Genomic DNA, 23,349 nt, shown 5'->3' with positions numbered 1-23,349 from the left:
GGGGGACGGCGAACCATGAGCGTGGACCTGAAGGACGTCGAGGATCAAGTGATCGTCGTCACCGGCGCGTCCTCGGGCATCGGCCTGTCGACGGCGCGGATGGCCGCGGAGCGGGGAGCACAACTCGTGCTCGCGGCCCGCAGCGAGGACGCGCTGGAGGAGTTGACCGGGGAGATAACCGAGGCGGGCGGCGACGCGGTGTACGTCGTCGCCGACGTGAGCGACCAGGACGACGTCCGCACGATCGCGGAGGTGGCCGAGGAGACGTACGGCGGGTTCGACACGTGGGTCAACGTCGCGGGCGCCTTCATCTACGGCAAGCTCGAGGACACCCCGATCGAGGACATGCGGCGACAGTTCGACACCAACGTCTGGGGCCTGCTGTACGGCTCGCTGGAGGCGGCCGACCACCTGAAGGAACGCGGCGGTGCGATCATCAACGTCGGCAGCGTCGTCTCCGACCAGGCCATGCCCCTGCAAGGCAGTTACTCGGCCTCGAAGCACGCCGTGAAGGGCTTCACCGACTCCCTGCGCATGGAACTGGAGGAGGAGGGGGCGCCCGTGTCCGTGACGCTCGTCAAGCCGAGCGCCATCGACACGCCGTACCCCCAGCACGCGAAGAACTACATGGACAGGGGGGCGCGCCTCCCGCCGCCGCAGTACGCGCCGGAGACGGTGGCTCGGACGATCCTGCACGCCGCGGAGCACCCCGAGCGCGAGGTGTTCGTCGGCTGGGGCGGCAAGAGCATGGCCGTGCTCGGCCACTACGCGTCGAGTCTCATGGACACGCTCATGGAGACAGTGTTCTACCGGTTCCAGCGGGCCGACCGCGAGCCCGGCCCGCTGGAGGACAACAGCCTCGACGAGCCGGGAGGGGAACTCGAGGAGCGGGGCGACTACGACGGCCACGTCTCCGAGACGAGCGTCTACACCAGGCTCTCGCTGCGAACGACGCCCGCGGGCAAGGTCGTCGCAGGACTCGGGGTGGCGATCCTGCTGGTGTACGCCTACGTCAGGGCGATGGGAGACCGGGGCGAAGGGACCGAGTGAACTCCGAGGCGGAACGCCCCGATACGCCAGGTCCGAAGCGTGTCCGGACGCCGGGGTGCCGACCGCCACCCGACGGGACCGGGTCGCCCCCCGCGAAACCCCTCACCCTTTTGATGGAGCGTCGGAACCAAACCCCCATGGAGACACTCGACCCCCGCGTCCGCCTCGTCTGGATCGGGGGCGCGCTCGTCACCGCCGCCGTCCTCGCGGTCCTCGGGTTCGGCGTCAGGCGCTTCGGCGTCCCGTTCCCCGAGGCGGCGATCGTCGCCGTCGTCGCGCTCGCCGCGGTCGTCGGCGTCGTCCTCGCGCTCCTCCGCTACCGGGTGTGGCGCTTCGAGGTGCGCGGCGACTCGCTGTACCTCGTCCGCGGCGTCCTCACCCGGACGGACACCTCGGTGCCGTTCGTCCGCGTCCAGCACGTCGACACCCGCCGCGGGCCGGTCGAGCGGGCCGTCGGACTCGCCAGCGTCGTCGTCTACACGGCCGGCACCCGCGGCGCCGACATCACCATCCCCGGGCTGACCCCAGAGCGGGCCCGGACGCTCCGCGAGCGCCTGCGCGACCTCGCGACCGAGAGCGAACTGGACGCCGTCTGAGATGACCCGGCTCCACCCGCTCTCGGCGCTCACCGACGCTGTCCAGCGCGCCCTCCAGTTCGGCTCGTTCGCCCTCTTCGCGAGCATCATGCTCTCGGGTCCGCTTGGCGTCGTCGACGTCCTGCCGGCGCTGCTGCTCGCGCCCCTGGCGGCGGTGGTCGGTGCGGGCTACGCCGTCGCGCGCTACCTCCGGTTCGAGTACGACCTCGGCCCCGAGCGTCTCGTCGTCACCTCCGGCGTGTTCTCCCGGCAGGAGCGTGAGATCCCCCTCCGCAGGATCCAGAACGTCGACGTCTCGCGCTCGCTCGTCCAGCGCGTGCTCGGCCTCGCGACGGTCAGGTTCGAGACCGCCGGTGGGAGCGCCACGGAGGCCGAACTGGACGCCGTCGGGGCCGAGGACGCGGAGCGCCTCCGCCACCAGGTCGGCGAGCGGGTCCGGGCTCTCCGGGAGGGCGAACGGTCGACCGGCGCCGCGGTAGACGACGAGGTCGGCGCGGTCGATACCGGCGGTTCCCCCGGCGAAGCGGGGACTACCGGCGTCACCGGGAGCGAGGTGGCGGCCGGCGGATCGGAGTTCGACGACTCGTTCGCGGGGTCCCGGGGCGAGACGCTGTACGAGATCTCTGCGAGGGACCTGCTCGTCCTCAGCGCGATCTCCTTCCGGCCCGGCGCCATCGCCGCCCCCGTGTTTGGCGCGCCCTTCGTCGGCGACGCCGCTACCCGGGGCGGCGTGCTGTTGTTCCGGTTCTTCGGCGGCGGACGCGAGGGCGGGGCCACTGACCTGCTGGCGGCGGCGTTCACCGCGCTCGTCGGCCTCGTCGCGTTCGCGGTCACCGTGTGGATCGCGAGCGCCGCGCTGACGTACGCCCGCTACTACGACTTCAGGCTCGAACGCGTCGCGGACGAACTGCGGTACGAGCGCGGTCTGCTCGGCCGCTACAGCGGCACCGTCCCGCTGGAGAAGGTTCAGACCGTGTCGATCGGCGAGAACGTCGCCATGCGCCGGCTCGGCTACGCGACGCTCTCGGTCGAGACGGCCGGCTACGCGCCCGGGTCGAACCGCGCGGGCGGCGCGGAGACGACGATCCCGCTGGCGGCGCGCGGACGAGTGCTCGACCTCGCGCGGGACCTCCAGCCGTTCGGCCGGCCGACGTTCGAGCGGCCGCCGACCCGCGCGCGACGGCGGTACGCGATCCGCTACGCGCTCGTCTCCGTCGGCCTCGCCGCGGTCGTTCTCGGGGCGAGCTGGCTCTGGACGCCGCTTCCGGCGATCGCGGCAGCGGTCCCCCTCGTCGGCCTCGCGCTGGCGCCGATCGCCGCGCGATCGAAGTGGCGTCACCGCGGGTACGACGAGCGCGAACGCGCGATGCTCACCCGGTCGGGGTTCTGGTACCGGAGCACCCGCGTCGTCCCGTACTACCGGCTCCAGACGGTGTTCGCGCGAAGGACGATCTTCCAGCGTCGCTGGGACCTCGCCAGCCTCACGGCCGACACGGCGTCGACGACGAGCATCGTCGGCGGCGACGCCACCGCACACGACATCGACGGCGACGAGGCGGACGACCTCCGGGAGCGCCTGCTCGACCGGCTCCGGGAGGACCTCGCCGAGCGCCGCGGCCGCTCAGCAGGCGGATCGGAGGGAAGTGTGTCGCCGGATACCGGGCGGAACGCTCCCGGGGAACGGGACGGCTCGGGAACGGTTGCCGGTGCCGGGGAGGAAGGCGGGGACGAATACCGGGACGGGGCGGGGGGCGGGGACGGGCACGCGCCCTGAACACCGGCCCACCCCCCTGGAAACCGTCCGTCGGATCGGGCCGGTCACACGTCGTAGGAGGGGACCCTGGCGTACCGGCCGAACAGCGAGCCGAGGACGTAGCCGTACGCGAAGTGGGCGAGCAGGGTGGTGACGACGAACACCCAGAACGTCACCCCGCTCTGGTCGATCTCGAACGCGAAGAAGAACCCCGTCCAGACGATGGTGGCGAACGCGACGCCGCGGAGACCCAGTGACCGCTCCGGCGGGAGGAAGCCGGCCAGCGAGACGAACAGGATCGGGAGCATCGTCATGCCGGCGCCGACGAAGAGGATCACGCCGACCGGGAACGCCCACGGCGAGGTGGTCGAGATGCCGACCAGCTCGGAGAGGCTCGCGAACGCCACCGGCGTGAGCGCGCCGAATGTGTACGCGACCGCGAAGAACGGGAGCATCGCGAGTATCCCGACGAAACCGGCGCCGCCGGCGATCACCAGTTTACGGGGGGTGATGTTCCGGGAGCTGTTGCCGCCGGACTCGGTTTCTGAGGCCGTCTCGGAGGAGTTCGACATGGTCCCCCAGATGGTCACGATTTCAATAAACGCGGGCCCTGCACTAGCGACGTGCCCACTCGAGCATCCGGCGGTAGAACGGCTCGGACGCCAGGGCGTCTGAGTCGCCGACGAGACAGAGCGCCTTCCGCGCGCGCGTCAGCGCGACGTTCACCCGGCGCGGATCCTCGAAGATGGGCGAGTCGAGCGAGTCGGTCGCGACGAACGAGACGACGATCACCTCCTCGCTCGACCCCTGGAACCGGTCGACGGTGTCGACGGTCACGTCGGTCCGCCGGCCGATCTCCGCGACCTGCGCGCGGAACGGCGCGATGACGCCGATCCCCTCGCGCGGCACGCCGGCGTCGACGTACGCCTCGACGATCTCCTCGACGCGCTCGGCCTCGATCGGGTTCGCGTTCCCCTCGCGCCGGCCGTCGGGATCGACGAACGACACGCCCTCGCGGAGGTCCGGCGGGAGGTCCGTGACGTCGACGCCGAGGTCGCCGAGCGTCTGGCCGGCGACCTCGGGCGTCGCCGGCCGAAGCGCCCCGTCGTAGAACTCCGCCGAGGAGAACGCCTGGATGCGCTGGCTCATCCGGTACTGCCGGTCGAGCATGACCCCGGCGTCGGGGTGCTCCTCGATGAGCCGCTGGAACAGCGACCGCTGGAGGCCGTTCTCCGCCCGGACGACGGGCGGTAACTGCTCGTGGTCGCCGACGAGCACGAACCGGTCGGCGAGGTTGACCGGAGCCAGCGTGCCGGGTTCGGTGAGCTGTGACGCCTCGTCGACGAGCGCCACGTCGAACTCCTGCTCGCGCATCGCGCGCGACCCGCAGGCGGCGGTGGTGGCGGCGACGACCGGCGCGCCGTTGAGCTCAGCCGCACGATCGTTCGGCTCTCCTCGCCTGACGAGCCTGATGTCCTGCATGTCGCCGCGGACGCCGGTCTCCGTGCCGTACCGGACGGCGCCCTCGTACCCCTGCTCGCGGAGGGCCTGGAGGGCGTTGTCGACGGCGCGGTTCGTGAACGCCGACAGCAGCACGCGGTCGCCGCGTTCGACGAGCGCGCGGACGATGCGGGCGATGGTGTACGTCTTGCCGGTCCCGGGCGGGCCGTGGACGAGCGCGAAGTCCTCTGCGTTCACGGCGCGGTTCACCGCCCGGTTCTGCGACTCGTTGTTGTCGATGAAGGTGCGCTCCCCGTCCGAGAACTCCGGCTCCCGTCGCCCGAACAGCACGTCCTTCCTGTCGGGGTCGCCCTTCAACAGCGCGTCGTGGAGCGCCGTCAGCATCCGGTCGACGGAGATCTCCGAGGGGTACACATCCAGCCGTCGGAGGTCGACCGGCTCGTCGGCGGTGACGACGACCTCTTCGTCGAGCCGCTCGATCCGGCACAGCTCGCTGTGACCCGCCGTCGGGTCGCCGTCGGAGGCGAGGGCGACGTCGCCCTCGCGGAGCTTCGAGACGGCTTCGGGGTCCTTCCGAGCCCGCAGGCGCCAGCCGCCACCGGGGAGTTCCTCGCGGTCGACCGGGTCGAGGTCGACGAGCGCTCTGTCGTCGGCCGCGCGCTCTTCGGGGGTCTGCTCCCAGAGCTTCCGGTACTCGGCGTGGGTCTCAGCGCGCTCCTCCTCGATGGCGCGGTAGAAGCGGTCGAAGTACTCGCGCTCCTCCTCGGGGAGGGGCGTGCCGATCTGGCCAGCCTTCGACTCCTGGTCCAGGCGCCCGGAGACGACCATGCAGGTGTCCTGCTCGAAGCAGTACTCGCACTTCGCGTTCGCCTCGAAGCCGGTCGGCACCGACGTGTCGAACTCCATCGCGGCGATCTCGTTGCGCGTGCGGACGACGAAGTCGAGCAGGCCCTTCCCGACCGAGAACTCCTTGGCCGGCGAGAGGTCGCCGCTCGCCTCCGACCGGTCGAGCGCCGTGTTCTTCGTGTACAGCAGCGTGCCGGTGTCGGCCGGGACGCCGCGCTCCTGGAGGAGCAGCGCGTAGCAGGCCGCCTGGATCTTGTCCTGGAAGCGCGGGTCGCGGTTCGTGTTCTTCCCCGTCTTGAGTTCGACCGGCATCCCGCGGCGCAGCGCGTCGGCCCGGCCCTTCACGCCGAACGTCGGCGAGATGAGCGTGTACTCCGAGCGCCAGTCGTCCTCCTCAGGGGTGAGCGTCCCCTGGTTCAGCCAGCCCTCGATGGCCGCCGCGTTCCGGCGCACCTCGTCGGCCACCTCGTCGCGCTCACGGCCGAGCAGGCCGAGTTCGAGGCCGGCGTTCGCCACCTGGTCCTCGATGCTCTCCTCCAGGTCGACGCCGCGCAGCAGGTCGCCGAACACCTCGTGGACGATGGTCCCCTTGACCACTGGGTAGTTCAGCGGGATGCCCGAGAGCTTGTTCAGGTAGTACATCCGCGGGCACTGCACCCACGACCGGACGTCCGTCACGTCGACGAGGAAGTCTGGTTCGAGGACGACGTACGACTCCTTCGAGGTCGTGTACCCCTCCCGATCGCCGAAGTCGTCCCGCTCGGCGTCCGTGACCAGCAGTTCCATGCCCGGCTCCGCGTGCTCGGCGGTGTGGGTCCACTTGCCCCACAGCGTCACCGTGACCGCGTCCGCCGCCCCGCCGTCGGGGCGGACGGTCAGTTCCGCCAGATCGCGCTCGCCGTACTGCGTGTCCACCGAGCGCACCTCGCCGACCTCCAGAACCGGGCCGCGAACGTTCACTATCGGAGTGGGTCGGTGCGTGGGAAAAACGGTGTCGGTAGTCGGACCGCATCCGGCACCACGTCGGGCGAGGCGTCGCCCGGCCCGCCCACCTCCTCCGGTGGAGTTTACCGCACCGGCGTCTCAGGGCCGGCCATGGAGTACTTCGCTGTCGCAGTCCGCTGGCTTCGCCTGGCCGACGACGGGCTCACGGGCAAACACCGCGTGCTTACGGAGTCCGTCGCGCCGACGATGCGCGCTGCCGAAGCCGACGGCGACGTGGCGTTCTGGATGCACTCGTTCTGGGACGCCAGCGGCCGGTACGACGCGCCGACGCTCCGGCTCATCGTCGGGACGGAGGGCGACCCCGCGGAGTCGGCCGCCGCGGTCGCCGAGGCGCTGGAGGCCCACGGCGTCCCCGCGGACGCCTACGACGTCGACGCCGACTTCGAGGCCGAGCGCCTCCGCCGGTTCTGGGGCGACCACCTCGACGACTGGGCCCTGGCGAAGGCGGCGCTCTCGGACCTCGCGGTCGCCGCCGTCGAGGACGACCTCGGCGAGTCGTTCGCGTTCCATCGGACCGTGAACCGCCCCGGACACGTCTGGGCGAACATGCTCGGCTGCACGTACCTCGACGAGGCGGCGATGTACGTCGCGCTCGCCAGGGGGTACCTCCAGCTCCTGAACCACGGCGAGGGGCCCGAGGGCGGCCCCGTCGCCGACGCGCTCGCCCACCTCGACGCGGCGGCAGCGGGGCTCCCCGACCCGATGCAGGAGCTGAACACGACGGAACTCGGCGCCGCGAACGCGAGCGGGACCCGGACGCCGCGGCGCTGATCGACGATTACAGTCGGATTCGGTGAGAACGCCTCCGGACCCGTCCCCAGAACGGACTCCCGTTTACGGTCGATTTTCTCCTCTCGACGCTCAGTTCGCGTCGGGAGCCGCGAACTCCACGAGCGTCAGGTCGCGATCGAGCGCGCAGTACTCGTGGGGCGGGTCGCCCCGGACCTCGGTGATCCGGTGTTCCTCGTCGAACGACGCGCCCTGGGGGACGCAGTACTCGTGGCTCGGGCACTCGACGTGCGGGCACGGCCCGGCCAGCGAGCCCTTGCTCCCGGCGTAGGCCCCCTTCGAGGGGACGCAGGCCGTGACGCCGGCCGGTTCGACCTCGACCGCGCGGACGCCGCCGTCGTGGACCGCGCAGTCGAGGAGCTGGGTGTTCTCGCGCACGTCGCTCACGCGGTAGCGGCGACCCTCCTTTAGGTTGAGACACTGTTCGCGGTACGGACAGCCCTCGCAGGCGGCCGACTCCCCCTCGTAGACGAACTCGGTCCCCACCTCCGCGAGGCGGTCGCCGACGAGCGTGACCGTGGTCATGCCCGGCCCTACCCGGCGGCGGCGGTTACGCCTTTCGCCCCGTCAACTCGTCGAGTTCCGCGAAGTACTCCTCGCGGGGGACCTGGTAGGCGCCCCGGTAGTCGATCTCCCCCGACGCGAACCGGTCGGTCAGGTCCCTGGCCGCGGCGACCGCCTCCTCCCGCTCGTCGTGACGACTCGACTCGGCCTCGACGTCGGGTTCGAGGAACAGCGTCACGCGCCACTCGTCGGCCTCGCGCTGGGCGGCGCCGGGACGCCTCCTAGGCGACCCGTTCGTCACGTAGAGGGTCGGGAGACACGCCGCGGGGAAGCGATCGCCGTCGAACACGTCTGGGCGGTAGACGAGCACGGTCCGGCCCTCGGCCTCCTCGTTCCACACCCGCCAGCCGTCCGGGAGCGACGCCGACTCGAAGCTCATATCGACCGCTAGGGCGGCGGGCCACAAATGCCGTCCGCTCGGCCGCCGACGGGGGGCGTACTTAAAGGAGGGCGGACGCCCGGCATGCGCAGGGCTGACGCGTGCGGTTCAGCCTCCCTGCCGGGGCAAGGCTTTTAGGTGTTAACAACCCACATGGCATTAAGCCTCCCCCAAGAAGGGGGAGGTCGACCCCGCTCGCTCCGCCGCTCTGGTCGCTTCCCCGCCGTTTCAGTCGCGTGGGCTGGGTCGAACACGGTCGGCGTCGGACCGACGTTCGTCGTCGGCCACGCGGACACACACAACCATGACCGGAGCCATGAAAACCCTCGAGGAACTGAGCGATCGATACAAGGAGACGGTGCCCTCGGACCTGCGCGAGGCGAAGTCCTTCGACTGGTACCTGTCCGAGGTCCACGAACACCCCCGAATCGCGCGCAACGCCCACCAGCGCGTCGCCGACATGTTCGACCACTACGGCACGCGCTACGACGAGGACGCGGGCGTGGTGGAGTACCTCATGGCCAGCGAGGATCCCCTCCACGACGGCGAGAACACCTTCTACGGCCGCGAGGTCCACGAGTCGATCCACGAGTTCGTGAACAAGGTGAAATCGGGGGCTCGCGGGCTCGGGCCGGAGAAACGGATCAAGTTGCTCCTCGGCCCCGTCGGATCGGGCAAGAGCCACTTCGACTGGCTCGTCCGCCGGTACTTCGAGGACTACACCCGGACCGACGAGGGGCGGCTGTACACCTTCCGGTGGACGAACCTCCTCGACGTCATCCCGGACCAGGACCCCGCGGACGACACCGTCCGGTCGCCGATGAACCAGGACCCGCTCGTGCTCCTCCCCCAGCCACAGCGCGAGGAGGTGATCGAGGGGCTGAACGAGGTGCTCGACGCGCCCTACACCATCCGGAACGAGCAGAGCCTCGACCCCGCATCGGGCTTCTACATGAACGCGCTGCTCGCGGAGTACGACGACGACCTGCAGGCCGTCCTCGAGAACCACGTGGAGATCGTCCGCCTCGTCGCGGACGAGAACCGCCGGCGCTGCGTCGAGACGTTCGAGCCGAAGGACAAGAAGAACCAGGACGAGACGGAGCTGACCGGCGACGTCAACTACTCGAAGCTCGCGGTGTACGGCGAGAACGACCCGCGATCGTTCGACTACGCCGGCGCGTTCTGTAACGCCAACCGCGGCATCTTCAGCGGCGAGGAGCTGTTGAAGCTCCAGCGCGAGTTCCTCTACGACTTCCTCCACGCCTCCCAAGAGCAGACGATCAAGCCGCGGAACAACCCCCGCATCGACATCGACCAGGTGATCGTCGGCCGGACGAACATGCCCGAGTACCGGGACAAGAAGGGCGACGAGAAGATGGAGGCGTTCAACGACCGCACCAAGCGGATCGACTACCCGTACGTCCTCGAGTACGGCGAGGAGGCGGAGATCTACCGGAAGATGCTCCGGAACGCCGACGTGCCCGACATGCACATCGAACCCCACGCCATGGAGATGGCGGGTCTGTTCGGCGTGCTCACCCGCATCGAGGAGCCGTCCGACGGCGGCGTCACGCTTGTCCAGAAGGCGAAGGCCTACAACGGCGAGATCGACGAGACCGACGACATCGACGAGCGGAAGCTCCGCGAGGACGGCGACGCGGTCGCCGACATCGCCGAGGGGATGGAGGGCGTCTCCGCGCGGTTCATCGGCGACGAGATCGCCGAGGCCATCATGGACGCCACCCACCGCGGCCGGTCGTACCTCTCGCCGCTGTCGGTGTTCTCCCATTTCGAGGAGAACCTCGAGAACCACGGCTCCATTCCCGAGGACAACCTCGAACGCTACGAGCGCTACCTCGAACTCGTCCGCAACGAGTACCGCGAGCGCGCCATCGAGGACGTCCGCCACGCGCTCGCCTACGACGTTGAGGAGATCCAGCGGCAGGGCGAGAAGTACATGGACCACGTCATGGCGTACATCGACGACGCGACCGTCGAGGACGACCTCACCGGCCGCGAGCAGGAGCCCGACGAGACGTTCCTGCGCTCGGTCGAGGAGAAGCTCGACATCCCGGGCGACCGCAAGGACGACTTCCGCCAGGAGGTCGCCAACTGGGTGTCGCGGCGCGCGCGCGAGGGCGTGAGCTTCGACCCGCAGGACAACGACCGACTGCGCCGCGCGCTCGAGCGGAAGCTCTGGGAGGACAAGAAACACAACATCAACTTCTCCGCGCTGGTCTCGGCCGGGGAACTCGACGACGACGAGCGGAGCGCCTGGGTCGACGCGCTCCACGAGCAGGGATACTCGCGTGAGGGGGCTCGCGAGGTGCTGGAGTTCGCCGGCGCGGAGGTGGCAAAGAGCGAACTGGAGCAGTGATGACCGACTACATCGACCGTGCCGACCGCGCGCTCGCCGGCGCCTACGAGCCGCCGATGAGCCTCGGCGAGTACGTCGACCAGGTGTTCGAGCGGCCCGCGACGGCCGCTGGCTCCGCGGCGTACCTGCTCGGGGCCATCGAGTCGCTCGGCACACGGACCGTGGTGGAGGAGGGCGAGGAGCGGGAGCGCTACCGCTTCTTCGACGACCCGAACAACGACGGCGAACACGCGGTGCTCGGCAACACCGCCGTGCTGAACGCCTTCGTCGACGACCTGCGCACGCTCGCGGCCGGTCGCGGCAAGGACGAGAAGATCCACTGGTTCGACGGGCCGACGGCGACCGGGAAGTCCGAGCTGAAGCGTTGCCTCGTCAACGGCCTGCGCGAGTACTCGAAGACCGAGGAGGGCCGACGGTACACAGTCGAGTGGAACATCGCGGGCGGCGACGACGCCGGGACCCTCGGCTACGGCACGACACAGGATCACGAGGACGACTGGTACGAGAGCCCGGTCCGGACCCACCCGCTCTCGGTGTTCCCCTCGGACGTTCGCCGCGAGCTGCTCGCGGAGTTGAACGACAGTTCCGACCCGGAGTTCCCCATCCGCGTCGACGCCGACCTCGACCCGTTCAGCCGCGAGGCGTACGACTACCTCGAGGAGGAGTACCGCCGGGAGGGTCGCAGCGACCTGTTCTCGGCGGTGATCGACGACCGACACCTCCGGGTGAAGAACTACGTCGTCGACGTCGGTGACGGCATCGGCGTGCTCCACGCCGAGGACGACGGCAGCCCCAAAGAGCGGCTGGTCGGCTCGTGGATGCCCGGGATGCTCCGTGAACTCGACAGCCGCGGCCGGAAGGACCCGCGGGCGTTCAGCTACGACGGCGTGCTCTCGCAGGGGAACGGCCTCCTCACGGTCGTCGAGGACGCGAGCCAGCACGCGGACCTGCTCCGGAAACTGCTGAACGTCCCCGACGAGCGTCGGGTGAAGCTCGACAAGGGCATCGGGATGGACCTCGACACGCAGCTCGTCGTCATCTCGAACCCCGACCTCGACGCCGAACTCGACCAGTTCTCCGACCGGAACGGCCGCGACCCGCTGAAGGCGCTCAAGCGCCGGCTCGACCGCCACGAGTTCCGCTACCTCACGAGCATCTCGCTGGAGACGGAGCTGATCCACCGCGAACTCACCAACGAGACCCAGGTGTGGGAGACGGTCGCCGCCGCGGAGGCGACGGACGGGGACGGCGCCGACCCGACCGCGTCGGGCCGGCTCGACTCCCGCGCGACCCGCCTCGGCGGGACGGACCGGGAGGCCGTCCGACGGGCCGTCGACGAGCGCGTCCGCGCGCCCATGCGCCTGACCGTTCGCGACGAGCGCGGCCGGACCAGTTCGCGCGAACTCGCCCCGCACGCGCTGGAGGGCGCTGCGGCCTACAGCGTCGTCACGAGGCTCGACGGGGAGGACCTCCCGAAGGACCTGTCGCTCGTCGACAAGGCGCTGCTATACGAGAAGGGGTTCCTCCGCGAGGGCGACGACCGCGTCGACGCGGACGAGTTCGAGTTCGAGGGCGAGGACGGCGTCCACGGCATCCCGGTGACCTACACCCGCGACGTCATCGCCGACCTGCTCCACGAGGAGACCGACCGGGCGCACCCGGACCTGGACGTCGGCTCGGTGTTGATGCCCGACGATATCCTCGATGAGATGGCAGAGGGGCTCGACGAGGCGCCGGTGTTCTCCCGGGCGGAGGCCGCCGAGTACGAGAACCGTCTCGCCGAGGTGAAGGAGTACGTGTTCGACCGCCAGGAGCGCGACGTGCTCGACGCGGTGCTCGCCGAGAAGGGCGTCCCGGAGGAGACCGTCGCCGAGTACGTCGAGCACGTCTTCGCGTGGGACGCGGGCGAGCAGGTGGAGACCGACCACGGCACTGTCGATCCCGACCCGCTCCTCATGCAGGTGTTCGAGACCGAGCACCTCGGGCGATTCGAGGAGGACGACTACGACGGGACGAAGCCGACCTCCCCGGTCGCCCGCTTCCGGACGGAGAAGGTCATCACGGCGCTGAACCGCTACGCGTGGGAGCACCGCGACGAGGACTTCGCCGTCTCCGACGTCGACCTCGGGGAGATCCCCGTCATCCGGGAGGTGCTCGACACGCACTCCTGGGAGGACGTGCGGCGCATCTTCCCCGACTTCGACCCGACCCGGTGGGACGACCCGCCGGCGAACACGGAGACCGAACGGGTGAAGGAACGCACGGTCGCACACCTCCGCGACCGCGGGTACAGCCCCGCCTCGGCCGAGTTGACCGGCCGGACCGTCATGCGGGAGGTGAGCGCGCGATGGGACTGAGGGAGGACCTCGAACGGTTCCGGGAGATCGGCGACGAGCGCCGTCCCGACCTCGAGGAGTTCATCCGCGAGGGCGACCTCGCCGGGGGGAGCGACCGGATCCGCATCCCGGTGAAGATGGTCGACCTGCCGGAGTTCGCCTACGACCAGCGCGACATGGGCGGCGTCGGCCAGGGGCAGGGCGGCACGCCCGAACCCGGCCAGCCGGTCGACGTCCCCGGCGATCCCGGGGACGGCGACCAGGATGGCGACGGCGACGAGGCCGGCGAGGGAGGGGGCGAGCACGGCTACTACGAGATGGACCCCGAGGAGTTCGCCGAGGAGCTCGACGAGACGCTCGGGCTGGACCTCGAACCGAAGGGCAAGCGCGTCGTCGAGGAGCTCGAGGGCGACTTCACGGAGCTGACCCGCGCCGGCCCGAACTCCACGCTGGACTTCGAACAGCTGTTCAAGCGCGGCCTGAAGCGGAAGCTCGCAACCGACTTCGACGAGTCGTTCGTCCGCGAGGCGTGCAAGGTCGAGGGCGTCGACGCCCGCGACGTGTTCCGGTTCTGCCGCGAGGAGAACGTCCTCGTCTCGCTCGCGTGGGTCGAGGAGGCGATGGACGAGGTCGCCGACGAGCGCGGCGCCTGGGCCTCCTTCGACGAGGTCCGCGAGGAGGTCGAGCGCGAGCCGATCACCGACCGCATCCGCCGCGACGGCCTCCGCCAGGTGCCGTTCCGACAGGAGGACGAGCGGTACCGCCACCCCGAGATCGTCGAGAGGAAGCAGAAGAACGTCGTCGTCGTCAACATCCGCGACGTGTCGGGGTCGATGCGCCAGCGCAAGCGCGAGCTTGTCGAGCGGGTGTTCACGCCGCTCGACTGGTACCTGACCGGCAAGTACGACGAGGCCGAGTTCCGGTACATCGCCCACGACGCCGAGGCGTGGGAGGTCGAACGCGGCGAGTTCTTCGGCATCCGCTCGGGCGGCGGGACGCGCATCTCCAGCGCCTACGAACTGGCCGCGGAGATCCTGGAGGAGTACCCCTGGAGCGAGTGGAACCGCTACGTGTTCGCGGCGGGCGACTCCGAGAACTCCAGCAACGACACCGTCGAGAGCGTCGTGCCGCTGATGCGCGAACTCGACGCGAACCTCCACGCCTACGTGGAGACACAGCCGGGCGGCGGCGCTGTGAACGCGACCCACGCCGAGGAGGTCGAGCGAGAACTCGCCGACCGCGACAACGTCGCCGTCGCCCGCGTCGGCGGGCCCGCGGACGTGACCGGCGCGATCTACGAGATACTCAGCACGGAGGACGACTCATGACGACGAACGGGAACCGCCGCGCCCGCCGGGAGGCGGCGCGGCTCACCGAGGCGACCGAACGAGCCCGGGACCTGGCCGAACGGCTCGGCCTGCGACCGTACCCGGTGAACTACTGGGTCGTCGACTACGACGAGATGAACGAGCTCATCGCCTACGACGGCTTCCAGACGCGCTACCCGCACTGGCGCTGGGGGATGAAGTACGACCGCCAGCGCAAGCAGGACGCGTTCGGGATGGGCAAGGCGTTCGAGATCGTCAACAACGACAACCCCTGCCACGCGTTCCTCCAGGAGTCGAACGCGCTGGCCGACCAGAAGGCCGTCATCACGCACGTCGAGGCCCACGCGGACTTCTTCCGCAACAACGAGTGGTTCGCCCGGTTCGCGGGCGACCGCGAGGAGCCCGCGGCGGCGGCGATGCTCGAGCGCCACGCGCACACCCTCGCGGGGTACATGGACGACCCCGAGATCGATCGGGGCGAGGTCGAGCGGTTCATCGACGCCGTGCTCTGCCTCGAGGACACCATCGACCAGCACCGCGCGCTCGCGGACGAACGGGGCGGCACGTTCGAGCAGGAGGTCGCCGACATCGAGGAGCGGCTCGACCGGCTCGGGCTCTCCCCGGAGGTTCGCGACCAGGTGTTCGACGACGAGTGGATCGCCGACCGGGAGGGCGAGGAGAGCCCCGAGGAGCCGCGCCCGGACGTCCTGGCGTTCCTCCGCGAGCACGGCGAGCGGTACGACGAGGGGGAGGGCAAGGCGGTCGAGCGGGAGCCGTGGATGGACGAGACGCTGGAACTGCTCCGGCGGGAGGCGTACTACTTCGCCCCGCAGAAGCTGACGAAGGTGATGAACGAGGGGTGGGCCGCCTACTGGGAGTCGCTGATGATGGCCGAGGAGGGGTTCGCCGCGCCCGACGAGTTCCTCACCTACGCCGACCACCAGTCGCGCGTGCTCGGCTCGCAGGGGCTGAACCCGTACAAGCTCGGCAAGGAGATCTGGGAGTACATCGAGAACACGACCAACCGTCGGGAGGTCGTCGACAAGCTGCTCCGCGTCGACGGCATCACCTGGCGGAGCTTCCACGACGTGGTCGACTTCGAGGAGGTCCGGGAGCTGATCGAGCCGGACCCCGTGATCGACGAGATCCGACCGGACACCCTCGACCGGCTCGACCCCGACGACCCGCGCGTCGACGCCGACAGTCTCGCCGCCGCCAGGGCGGGCGAGATCGACGTGGAACGCTACCCGTGGGCGGTGCTCACCAACGAGGGGCTCGCGGAGCGGCACTTCTCGCTCTCCAAGCCCGCGCACCGCGGCTTCCTCGAGCGCGTCGGGCGCTCGGAGCTCGAACGGCTCGCCCGGTACATGTTCGACGACGGAAAGTACGCGAGCGTCGAGGAGGCGCTCGCAGACGTCGACTACGGCGTCGGCTGGGACCGGATGCGCGAGGTGCGCGAGAGCCACAACGACGTGACGTTCCTCGACGAGTTCCTCACGAGCGAGTTCGTGACCGAGGGGAACTACTTCACCTACGAGTACTCCCAGGCGGCCGGGGGGTACCGCGTCGCCAGCACGGACCCGGAGGACGTGAAGAAGAAGCTCCTGCTCCGGTTCACCAACTTCGGGAAGCCCAGCATCGCCGTCTTCGACGGCAACTACGCGAACCGCGGCGAACTGCTGCTCGGCCACCGGTACAACGGCGTCGCGCTCGACCTGGAGAAGGCCGAGCGGACGCTCGAACGCACCTTCGAGCTCTGGGGGCGCCCGGTGAACCTCGCCACCATCGTCACCGAGTACGACGAGCACGAACTCGAGGTGGCGAGCCGTCGCGGCTACGAACCGACCGGTGAGGAGGTCGGCGTGCTCCTCAGGTACGACGGCGAGACGGTCGAGCGCCACGACCTCGACGCGGACCTCGAGGAGCGGATCGGCGCCGAGGGCGTCGACTACGACACCAAGCCCGAGGAGTGGCTGGCGTAATCTGTCCCGATTCCCTCCTCGTTTCGCGTTCAGTTCAGACGAACTCGTCCGAGCACCGCGGCGGGCCCGTTCACCGACGGACGGTCGATACGCGCCGATACGAGTGAGGATACGAGCGTCGCGCCCCGTTCGTGGGTTCTTTTTGCCGGTGTGTGCAGAACGTAGCATGGACGAGGCAGTCGACGAGGACGTTCGCCAGAGCGACCTGGTCCACGAGCGACTCCGGGAGTCGCCGATCAGGCGCTGGGTCCTCCTGGACGGGAACCGATACGTGCTGGCGATACTGCTCTCCCTGGTAGTCTTCGTCTCGTGTACCGTGATCGGGCTGGCGGGGTACATCCCGGTCACCGACTCCGACACGGCGACGACGCTCATCGGCTCGATCGTCGGCGGAACGCTCCCGTTCATCACGATCGTCCTCGCGATCAACCAGCTAGTGCTCTCACAGGAGCTGGGCTGGACCGGCGATCTGCAGGATCGGTTCGAGCAGATGCTCGCGTTCCGTCGGCAGGTCGAGGAGCTGACCGCGTCCCAGATCAGTCCGGCCTCGCCGGCGGACTTCCTCCAACTCATCGTCGAGACTGTCGTCGAGCACGGCGGGACGTTCCGCTCGGAAACCGACCACGTCGACGATCCGGAACTCGACGCGCTGATCGAGGACTTCGTCGAGGCGATCGAGAGCGAGGGGGAGATCGTCTCGGACGCCCTCGAGGACGCGGACTTCGGCACCTTCGACGCTCTGTCGGCGGTTCTCGGTCACTACAACGGCGCCCACCTACACGCGGCACGCACCATCCGAGCGGTGTACGGTGAGGACATCCCCGCCGACGCGCTCGAAACCCTCGACGGTCTCGTCGAACTGCTTAGCCATCTCGCGGTGGCCCGCCAGACGTTCAAGACGTTGTACATGCAGTACGAACTCGCGTACCTCTCCAAACTGTTGCTGTACGTCGGGTTTCCGACGCTGCTGGGCGGGGGAATCTTCATGATGACCTACGGGTCGATCATCGAGGCGGTAGCCGAGCCGATACCGCTCGTCTTCATCGTGAGCACCGCGGTCACGCTCGTCTTCCTCCCGTTCGTCGTGCTCCTCGTCTACACGTTCCGCATCGCGACGATCGCGAGCCGTACTGCCGACTTCGGTCCGTTCGTCCCCCGGGTCGACATCGACGGGTGAGGCCCGACCCGAATCCCAACGGCGTACCGAACACGATAGGGCTTTGAGAGGGCGCGTGCGGTTGGAGACGTATGAACCGCCGGCGAGTGGGCACGAGCGTGTACGCCGGGTTCCTCTTCCTGGTTCTCGGCCTCATCGCGTGGGTCAGCGGCCAGCCGTTCATCTTCCCCAGCCTGGGGCCGTCCGCGTTCATCCTCGCGTTCGAACGCCGGGGCGAACGAACGCGCGTGTACCGCATCGTCGGAAGTCACGTGATCGGCGGCATCGCCGGACTCCTCGCGTACTACCTCATCGCGAGTGGCGTATCACTCACGGCCACTCCCGCCGGATTCTCCCCAGGCGGGCTTCGTCTGGCAGCGAGCGGGTTCATCTCGATCGTCCTGACGAGCTGGGGGATGATCGCGACCGACACGAACCACGCCCCGGCGTGCGCGACGACGCTCATCGTCTCGCTCGGACTGCTCTCGACGCCGCGCCAGGTCGCCATCATCGTCGTGAGCGTCGTGATCCTCGCGGAGGTCCACTGGGCCGTCCTCGCCTCGTTCAAGAAGGCGGTCGGCGGGACGCACCCGCGCATCGGCGACGACTGACGACCGGGTCGAACACCACCAGTCGTCCGGCGGACGGACGGGGTTGGTCGGGAACTCCCGTTCGGCGTCGGTCAGTCGGTGGCGCCCTCATCGCCGACTTCGGTCTTCCTCTCGTGCGCCTCCGCTCGTCAGTTCGTTCCTCGCGGGACGTTCGGTTCTCGGATCGAAATGTCGCACCTGGCTTACCCGGACACGTCGTCGGCCCGCTCCGCAGGGAGAACGCGCAACAGGCCGTCGGCCGCGAGATCGTCGGTGGTGACGAACAGGATGCTGTCGCCGCCGGTGACGGCGGTGCCGCCGTCGATCACGCTGTCCCAGTGATCGAGGACTACGTCGGGGATCGGCAGTTCGCGGACGTCCTCGCCGATCTCGCTGCTGGCGACGTACCGCACCCCGTCGCGCCCCTCGATCGCATCGTAGTCCTGGGAGACCAACACCTCGTCGTCGCCCGTTCGAATCCCCCAGAACGCCTCGGCCGAGTGCGCCAGGAAGCCCTGGTTGAACGCCCGCTGTGGAGCCGGGACCTCCCGGCTCTGCCTGTCGATCGCCGCCTCACCCAGTCGGTCGACGTCCTCGGTCTCGACGCCGGCGCCGGAGCCGGTTCCAGTGTCCACCGCGCCCGTCGTCGTCTCGTCGCTCGTGGTCTCCGTACCACCGGCGTCTCCTGTTTCACGCGTGGTCGCCTCCGCGAGGTCATCGCTATCGACGCCGGTGTCGGCGACCTCGCGTTGGTCCACCGATGCCGACTCGGCGTCGGTGTCAGATTCGGACTCGAGCCCGGATCCCACGTCCTCGACGTCGGGGGACGTGTCCGTGACCTCAGCGGCCGCCTCGCCGGCGGCGTGGTCCTCCTCGCCGACGCCGCCGGCCTCGTCGGCGACCGCCTCGACGTCGGGGCCGGTGTCGACCACGTCGGTTTCCTCGACGGTCGACTCCCTGCCCAGGATGCGGAACCGCCGCTGGGCGAGCGCGGCCGCCAGGAACGCGGCTCCGACGGCGAGCCCCGCGAGCCCGCGCTTGCGCTCGCCGCTCACGAACGCTCGGAGGCCGCCGAGGAGGCCTACTCCGCCGATAACCGTCGGCACCGCGCCCGATTCGACGCCGTGCCGAAGGGACGGTGCGAGCTTCGAGACGTACTCGCGGCCGCTCTTCGCTACGCCCCGCGCCGTTCCGACGCCTGATTCCGACTCCGATCGTGCGGTGGTGTCGGGCTGTGTCACACCGGACCGTTCGGTCGCGACGCACAAATCCTCATGGGCCCCCTATCCCATCTGGAATGGACCGGTCGTCTAGCTGGATCGTTTCTTCCCGGCGACCAGAACCACGTGCTGGCGATCGGTCGACGCTCCGGATCGGAATCCCGTCCCTCGCGGTTCCCGTTTCGCTCGAAAATGCTCGGTCAGGGATTTGAACCCTGGTCGTCGGCTCGAAAGGCCAACATGATTGGCCGGACTACACCAACCGAGCGTACTTCCACCTTCCGCTCGGGGTGTGTTAATCGTGTCGAATCGTGGCGCCCGCGCTCGGTCAGGTCCAGTCGTCCAGACCCGTCTGGGTGAGCGCCTCCTCGATCCGCTCGAAGCCGCGGCTCACCTCGTCGGCCGACACCTCCCACTCGTCGATCACGTACTCGCGGGCGTCCCCGATGTTCGGGTTCACGGTCGTCTCCAGATCGTACTCGTCGGTCGTCGGGGGTTCGAAGAAGAACTCGCGGATGCGCTCGGCGTACTCGATCTCCGCGCCCCGGGCCTCCAGCACCGCGAACAGGTCGCCGCGCTCCTTCACCTCCTTCAGCGCCGTCTTCGGGCCGATGCCCGAGACGCCCTCGTTGAAGTCGGTCCCGCAGAGCATCCCGACGTCGACGAGCTGCTCGTAGGTGATGTCGTGCTCCTCCAGCGTCGCTTCGAGGTCCATCAGCTCCGGGTCGCCCGAGGAGGTGAGCTTCCGGAGCGTGCGCGGCCCGCCGAACAGCAGGACGTCGTAGTCCTCGCTGCCCGTGTAGTCCACGTCGCCGACGCGGTTCATGTACGCGCACTGGGCCTCCCCCTCGGCCGGGGCCTCGACGACCGGCACGTCCAGCCGGCGGAGCAGTTCGCGGGAGGTCTCGTGGATGGTCTCGGTGAGCCGCTGGGTTCGCGCCTCGAGCCGGGCCGCCTCGATGGCGTCGCCGCGGTCCTCGGCTGCCTGGCGGAGTTCCTCGGCCTGTTCGCGGGCCTCGCGGCGCTTCGCCACCTCGTGGTCCTTCAGGTCGGTGACGCCGCCGTCGAAGACGAAGACGGGCGTGAGGCCGTGCTCGAAGAACTTCGGGAGCCCCTGGACGATGCCGATGAGGTTCGCCACCTCGGTCCCGCCGGCCGTGGTGTACTTCCCGTCGGACGTGAACTTCACCGTCGTCGTGAGGTACCGGTAGAGCCAGTTGTGCGCGTCGACCGCGACGACGCCGTTCACGTCGTCGAAGGCGACGTCCTCGATGGCCGCGATGTCGCGGAGGTCTGCGTTTCCCATTGCCGGCCGTACGGCGCTCCGGGTGTTGAAACCCCCGAGTCGGGCCCGGGCGTTCCCGTCGCGGCTGTCGTCAACGAGTCGCGGTCGTCCCCGGCGGCCCGCGTTCGCGCTTCTCCCGGGCGAACGCGACCTCCCCGTCCGTCAGGTCCTCCCGGTCCGCGACCGCGTCGAGTCCGGCGCGGTACTGCTCCGGGTTCCGGGCGGCCGGTTCCACGGCCGGCCGTTCGAGCACCACCTCGGCGATCCCGGTCGTCTCGCCGGTGAAGCCGAACCCGGCCCTGTAGAGCGCCTCGTAGGAGTAGGGGTTGTTGACCGCGATGCGGACGCGCTCGAACTCGCGGCCGGCCGCGCGCTCGCAGACGAACGTGCAGAGCCGCGGGCCGAGCCCCTCCCCCCTTCGGTCGTCCCGGACGGTGACGTATCGGAGTCGGAGCGCGTCGGAATCAGTCCGGTCCACGTCGAACGCGACGGCGGCCAGCACCGACGACTCCATCGAGTCGGTACTCTCCCCGTCTCCAGGGTCGGTCTCGGTCCTGTCGGCCTCCTCGTGTTCCCAGCCGTCCGGCGCGAGGACGGCCTTCCCGGTTCCGGACATGACGAACTTCCCCGCGTAGGCGTACCGCCGGTAGTCGAGCCTGAGCGTCGGACCGTCCGTCGGCCAGCCGAGCAGGCGGGGTTCCATACCCCCAGTCGCGGCCCGAACGGCATGAGCGCCACGGCTTTGAGTCGCGGCCACGAACCCGGGGCATGTTCGGCCCGGGCGACGTTCGCTTCTTCGACACGATCGCGGGACTGTACGACCGCACGATGCCTGCGGCCGGCACTGCGGACCTCCAGGCGGGCCTCGCGTTCGCCCATCGCCCGCTCGAACGAGTCCTCGACGTGGGCGGCGGGACCGGACGCGCCGCCCGGGCGCTCCGGCCGCGGGGGATCGAGCCGACCGTCGTCGACCTCTCGGCCGGGATGCTCGCTCGCGCCCGGGCCGTCGGCCACCCCGCGATCAGGGCCGACGTCGGGGCGCTCCCCGTCCGCGACGGGGTCGCCGACGCGGTCGTCGTCGCTGACGCGCTACACCACTTCCCGTCGCCCGGGACGGCGCTCGCCGAGTGCGCCCGCGTCCTCGCGCCGGGCGGGGTGCTCGTCGTCCGGGAGTTCGATCCGACGACCCGCCGCGGCCGTGCCCTGGCCTCGCTCGAACACCTTACCGGGATGGACTCCCAGTTCTTCGCTCCCGACGACCTGGCCGACTCGCTCGCGGCCGAGGGACTGCGGAGTTACGTCGTCCAGCCGGGTTTCGGCTACACGGTCGTCGGCGTGAAGCCCACCGATGAGGACGGTTCGTAGCCGGGACGGCCGAACCGTGAGCGGGACGAGGGGAAACCCATTGGCGAATCCACCACGGGGTTCGTAACGGGAAGCGAGGGCGTTTACGGCAGCGGGCCGGGCGACCTCCCCCTGCTACTCGCTCTCACCGGTCGAACTGGAACCCGGAACGTTAAGCGGGGTCGCGCGAACCCCCGGACATGGCAGTCGCCGACTTCCTCGACCGCCGGGTGGACGCGGGGGCGCTCCCGCTGGCACTCGGCGACGTCCTGGTCATCCTGGCGTTCATCTACGCCGGATCGCTCCGTCACGAAAGCGTCGCGTTCCCGCCCGCCGGCGTCGGGGACCTGACCACGTTGCTCGCGATCGCCGCGCCGTTCCTGATCGGCTGGGTGATCGTCGCGCCGCTGGTCGGGGCGTACTCGGCGGGGGCGCTCGAATCCGCGAAGGCGTCGGTTCCGCTCACCATCCGCTCGTGGATCCCGGCCGCGATCCTCGGGCTCGTCATCCGGGCGACGCCGTGGGTCGAAGGGGGCGTCCAGGTCGTCTTCGCCGTGGTGATGCTCCTCGTCGGCACAGTCTGCCTGGGTCTGTGGCGGGTCGTCGCCGCGCGGTTCGTGTAGTCCGACCGGACCCGGATCCCCGGATCGGGAATCGGGAGCAGTCGAACGATTCAGTTTTCCCGAAGGGTCCCGCCGTTCCGACGGTTCAGCCCGTTCCCCTCCCCGTATCGAGGCAACGACACCTATTTGCTCACACCCCGATTTCGCTCCACCGTGACGTTCCTGGTCCCGTTCGACGGCTCCGAACTCGCCGAGGCGGCGCTCGTCCGCGCGACACGGTTCGGGGCCGTGCTCGAGGAACGCGTGCCCGCCGTGAGCGTCGTTCCGAGGGGGAACGCCGACTACGCCCGGGAGCGCGGCTGGATCGGGCCCGACGAACCGTTCGACGTGACGGCCGTCGTGTCCGGACTACACGAGCGCGTGACGGAACTCTGCCCGAGCGCCGACTTCCGACACGAGGTCGTCGATCGGTACGCGCCCGCCGGGACGATCTCGCGGCGAATCCGGCGCGTCGCGGTCGACGAGGGGGCGTCGATGGTGTTCGTCGGCAGCGAGAACGCCGGGCGCCTCGTCACCTCGCTCGGCAGCGTCGGCGGGACCCTCGCGTCCGCCGGCGACTACGACGTGGTCATCGTCCGGAACCCGACGCCCGCGCGGATCGCGAGGCTCCACGAGGAGACCGACCGTCGCAACTCCCGTTCCGACTTCTTCCTGCCGGAGTGACC

20 protein-coding genes and 1 tRNA gene are annotated in these 23,349 nt (G+C 69.7%); 13 read left to right on the top strand and 8 right to left on the bottom strand.

Annotation, left to right across the window (positions count from 1 at the left end):
- Positions 1-15: 15 nt before the first annotated feature.
- The 3 genes from HUG10_RS04445 (at position 16) to HUG10_RS04435 (ending at position 3,420) form a co-directional block, all read left to right on the top strand.
- Positions 16-1,050, top strand: coding sequence for an SDR family oxidoreductase (locus HUG10_RS04445; protein ID WP_179168410.1), 1,035 nt, complete (start codon positions 16-18; stop codon positions 1,048-1,050).
- A 137-nt stretch (positions 1,051-1,187) separates the two neighbouring features.
- Positions 1,188-1,646, top strand: a complete 459-nt coding sequence (locus tag HUG10_RS04440; protein WP_179168409.1) for a PH domain-containing protein — start codon at positions 1,188-1,190, stop codon at positions 1,644-1,646.
- Between the two features lies 1 nt (position 1,647).
- Positions 1,648-3,420 (top strand): PH domain-containing protein, encoded by a 1,773-nt coding sequence (locus tag HUG10_RS04435; RefSeq protein WP_179168408.1) that lies wholly within the window; start codon positions 1,648-1,650, stop codon positions 3,418-3,420.
- 44 nt (positions 3,421-3,464) lie between these two features.
- On the opposite strand, the gene HUG10_RS04430 is transcribed toward HUG10_RS04435, so the two are convergent.
- Positions 3,465-3,971 (bottom strand): DUF6789 family protein, encoded by a 507-nt coding sequence (locus HUG10_RS04430; protein ID WP_179168407.1) that lies wholly within the window; start codon positions 3,969-3,971, stop codon positions 3,465-3,467.
- Between the two features lie 43 nt (positions 3,972-4,014).
- Positions 4,015-6,666 carry an AAA domain-containing protein gene (locus HUG10_RS04425; RefSeq protein ID WP_179168406.1) on the bottom strand — a complete coding sequence of 884 codons (2,652 nt, stop codon included), beginning with the start codon at positions 6,664-6,666 and terminating at the stop codon, positions 4,015-4,017.
- A gap of 135 nt (positions 6,667-6,801) precedes the next feature.
- Between HUG10_RS04425 and HUG10_RS04420 the strand changes: the two genes are divergently transcribed.
- Positions 6,802-7,482, top strand: a complete 681-nt coding sequence (locus HUG10_RS04420) for a hypothetical protein (protein WP_179168405.1) — start codon at positions 6,802-6,804, stop codon at positions 7,480-7,482.
- Between the two features lie 90 nt (positions 7,483-7,572).
- Here the strand turns inward: HUG10_RS04420 and HUG10_RS04415 are convergent, their stop codons facing one another.
- On the bottom strand, positions 7,573-8,025 hold the full coding sequence (locus HUG10_RS04415; RefSeq protein WP_179168404.1) for a UPF0179 family protein: 453 nt from the start codon (positions 8,023-8,025) through the stop codon (positions 7,573-7,575).
- A gap of 25 nt (positions 8,026-8,050) precedes the next feature.
- Complete coding sequence (locus HUG10_RS04410) at positions 8,051-8,443, bottom strand: DUF5820 family protein (RefSeq protein ID WP_179168403.1); 393 nt, start codon at positions 8,441-8,443, stop codon at positions 8,051-8,053.
- A gap of 304 nt (positions 8,444-8,747) precedes the next feature.
- Here HUG10_RS04410 and HUG10_RS04405 point away from each other — a divergent pair, with 304 nt between their 5' ends.
- The 6 genes from HUG10_RS04405 (at position 8,748) to HUG10_RS04380 (ending at position 18,233) form a co-directional block, all read left to right on the top strand.
- A complete protein-coding gene (locus HUG10_RS04405; protein ID WP_179168402.1) occupies positions 8,748-10,820 on the top strand; it encodes a PrkA family serine protein kinase in 2,073 nt (690 codons plus the stop codon).
- Positions 10,820-13,177: a PrkA family serine protein kinase gene (locus HUG10_RS04400; protein WP_179168401.1), complete on the top strand. Its 2,358-nt coding sequence runs from the start codon at positions 10,820-10,822 to the stop codon at positions 13,175-13,177. Before HUG10_RS04405 ends, HUG10_RS04400 begins: the two co-directional genes overlap by 1 nt.
- Positions 13,168-14,484: a DUF444 family protein gene (locus HUG10_RS04395; protein WP_179168400.1), complete on the top strand. Its 1,317-nt coding sequence runs from the start codon at positions 13,168-13,170 to the stop codon at positions 14,482-14,484. The genes HUG10_RS04400 and HUG10_RS04395 overlap by 10 nt, the downstream gene beginning before the upstream one ends.
- Positions 14,481-16,466 carry a SpoVR family protein gene (locus tag HUG10_RS04390; RefSeq protein WP_179168399.1) on the top strand — a complete coding sequence of 662 codons (1,986 nt, stop codon included), beginning with the start codon at positions 14,481-14,483 and terminating at the stop codon, positions 16,464-16,466. Before HUG10_RS04395 ends, HUG10_RS04390 begins: the two co-directional genes overlap by 4 nt.
- Positions 16,467-16,632: 166 nt before the next feature.
- On the top strand, positions 16,633-17,643 hold the full coding sequence (locus HUG10_RS04385) for a hypothetical protein (RefSeq protein WP_179168398.1): 1,011 nt from the start codon (positions 16,633-16,635) through the stop codon (positions 17,641-17,643).
- A 71-nt stretch (positions 17,644-17,714) separates the two neighbouring features.
- On the top strand, positions 17,715-18,233 hold the full coding sequence (locus HUG10_RS04380) for an HPP family protein (RefSeq protein ID WP_179168397.1): 519 nt from the start codon (positions 17,715-17,717) through the stop codon (positions 18,231-18,233).
- Between the two features lie 182 nt (positions 18,234-18,415).
- Here the strand turns inward: HUG10_RS04380 and HUG10_RS04375 are convergent, their stop codons facing one another.
- The 4 genes from HUG10_RS04375 to HUG10_RS04360 form a co-directional block, all read right to left on the bottom strand.
- Positions 18,416-19,453, bottom strand: a complete 1,038-nt coding sequence (locus HUG10_RS04375; protein WP_179168396.1) for a hypothetical protein — start codon at positions 19,451-19,453, stop codon at positions 18,416-18,418.
- Between the two features lie 172 nt (positions 19,454-19,625).
- A tRNA-Glu gene (locus HUG10_RS04370) sits at positions 19,626-19,700 on the bottom strand.
- A 60-nt stretch (positions 19,701-19,760) separates the two neighbouring features.
- Entirely contained in the window at positions 19,761-20,738 is a 978-nt protein-coding gene (fen, locus tag HUG10_RS04365) for a flap endonuclease-1 (RefSeq protein WP_179168395.1), read from the bottom strand.
- A gap of 70 nt (positions 20,739-20,808) precedes the next feature.
- Positions 20,809-21,420: a GNAT family N-acetyltransferase gene (locus HUG10_RS04360; RefSeq protein ID WP_179168394.1), complete on the bottom strand. Its 612-nt coding sequence runs from the start codon at positions 21,418-21,420 to the stop codon at positions 20,809-20,811.
- A gap of 65 nt (positions 21,421-21,485) precedes the next feature.
- Between HUG10_RS04360 and HUG10_RS04355 the strand changes: the two genes are divergently transcribed.
- The 3 genes from HUG10_RS04355 (at position 21,486) to HUG10_RS04345 (ending at position 23,347) form a co-directional block, all read left to right on the top strand.
- Positions 21,486-22,082: a class I SAM-dependent methyltransferase gene (locus HUG10_RS04355; protein WP_179168393.1), complete on the top strand. Its 597-nt coding sequence runs from the start codon at positions 21,486-21,488 to the stop codon at positions 22,080-22,082.
- A 179-nt stretch (positions 22,083-22,261) separates the two neighbouring features.
- Positions 22,262-22,684, top strand: coding sequence for a DUF3054 domain-containing protein (locus HUG10_RS04350; RefSeq protein WP_179168392.1), 423 nt, complete (start codon positions 22,262-22,264; stop codon positions 22,682-22,684).
- Between the two features lie 153 nt (positions 22,685-22,837).
- Complete coding sequence (locus HUG10_RS04345; protein ID WP_179168391.1) at positions 22,838-23,347, top strand: universal stress protein; 510 nt, start codon at positions 22,838-22,840, stop codon at positions 23,345-23,347.
- Positions 23,348-23,349: the final 2 nt, after the last annotated feature.

This window comes from Halorarum halophilum (assembly GCF_013401515.1).
Classification (GTDB): domain Archaea; phylum Halobacteriota; class Halobacteria; order Halobacteriales; family Haloferacaceae; genus Halorarum; species Halorarum halophilum.
Note: the sequence above shows the minus strand (reverse complement) of the source record. Positions and strands in the feature narration are given on the sequence as shown.

Excerpts from the sequence above, each read along its gene's own strand:
- HUG10_RS04410 (WP_179168403.1), bottom strand. The coding sequence starts at position 8,443 with ATGAGCTTCGAGTCGGCGTCGCTCCCGGACGGCTGGCGGGTGTGGAAC.
- HUG10_RS04380 (WP_179168397.1), top strand. The coding sequence starts at position 17,715 with ATGAACCGCCGGCGAGTGGGCACGAGCGTGTACGCCGGGTTCCTCTTC.
- HUG10_RS04440 (WP_179168409.1), top strand. The coding sequence starts at position 1,188 with ATGGAGACACTCGACCCCCGCGTCCGCCTCGTCTGGATCGGGGGCGCG.
- HUG10_RS04430 (WP_179168407.1), bottom strand. The coding sequence starts at position 3,971 with ATGTCGAACTCCTCCGAGACGGCCTCAGAAACCGAGTCCGGCGGCAAC.
- HUG10_RS04435 (WP_179168408.1), top strand. The coding sequence starts at position 1,648 with ATGACCCGGCTCCACCCGCTCTCGGCGCTCACCGACGCTGTCCAGCGC.
- HUG10_RS04360 (WP_179168394.1), bottom strand. The coding sequence starts at position 21,420 with ATGGAACCCCGCCTGCTCGGCTGGCCGACGGACGGTCCGACGCTCAGG.
- HUG10_RS04385 (WP_179168398.1), top strand. The coding sequence starts at position 16,633 with ATGGACGAGGCAGTCGACGAGGACGTTCGCCAGAGCGACCTGGTCCAC.
- HUG10_RS04405 (WP_179168402.1), top strand. The coding sequence starts at position 8,748 with ATGACCGGAGCCATGAAAACCCTCGAGGAACTGAGCGATCGATACAAG.
- HUG10_RS04355 (WP_179168393.1), top strand. The coding sequence starts at position 21,486 with ATGTTCGGCCCGGGCGACGTTCGCTTCTTCGACACGATCGCGGGACTG.
- HUG10_RS04390 (WP_179168399.1), top strand. The coding sequence starts at position 14,481 with ATGACGACGAACGGGAACCGCCGCGCCCGCCGGGAGGCGGCGCGGCTC.
- HUG10_RS04350 (WP_179168392.1), top strand. The coding sequence starts at position 22,262 with ATGGCAGTCGCCGACTTCCTCGACCGCCGGGTGGACGCGGGGGCGCTC.
- HUG10_RS04395 (WP_179168400.1), top strand. The coding sequence starts at position 13,168 with ATGGGACTGAGGGAGGACCTCGAACGGTTCCGGGAGATCGGCGACGAG.
- fen (WP_179168395.1), bottom strand. The coding sequence starts at position 20,738 with ATGGGAAACGCAGACCTCCGCGACATCGCGGCCATCGAGGACGTCGCC.
- HUG10_RS04445 (WP_179168410.1), top strand. The coding sequence starts at position 16 with ATGAGCGTGGACCTGAAGGACGTCGAGGATCAAGTGATCGTCGTCACC.
- HUG10_RS04420 (WP_179168405.1), top strand. The coding sequence starts at position 6,802 with ATGGAGTACTTCGCTGTCGCAGTCCGCTGGCTTCGCCTGGCCGACGAC.
- HUG10_RS04400 (WP_179168401.1), top strand. The coding sequence starts at position 10,820 with ATGACCGACTACATCGACCGTGCCGACCGCGCGCTCGCCGGCGCCTAC.
- HUG10_RS04415 (WP_179168404.1), bottom strand. The coding sequence starts at position 8,025 with ATGACCACGGTCACGCTCGTCGGCGACCGCCTCGCGGAGGTGGGGACC.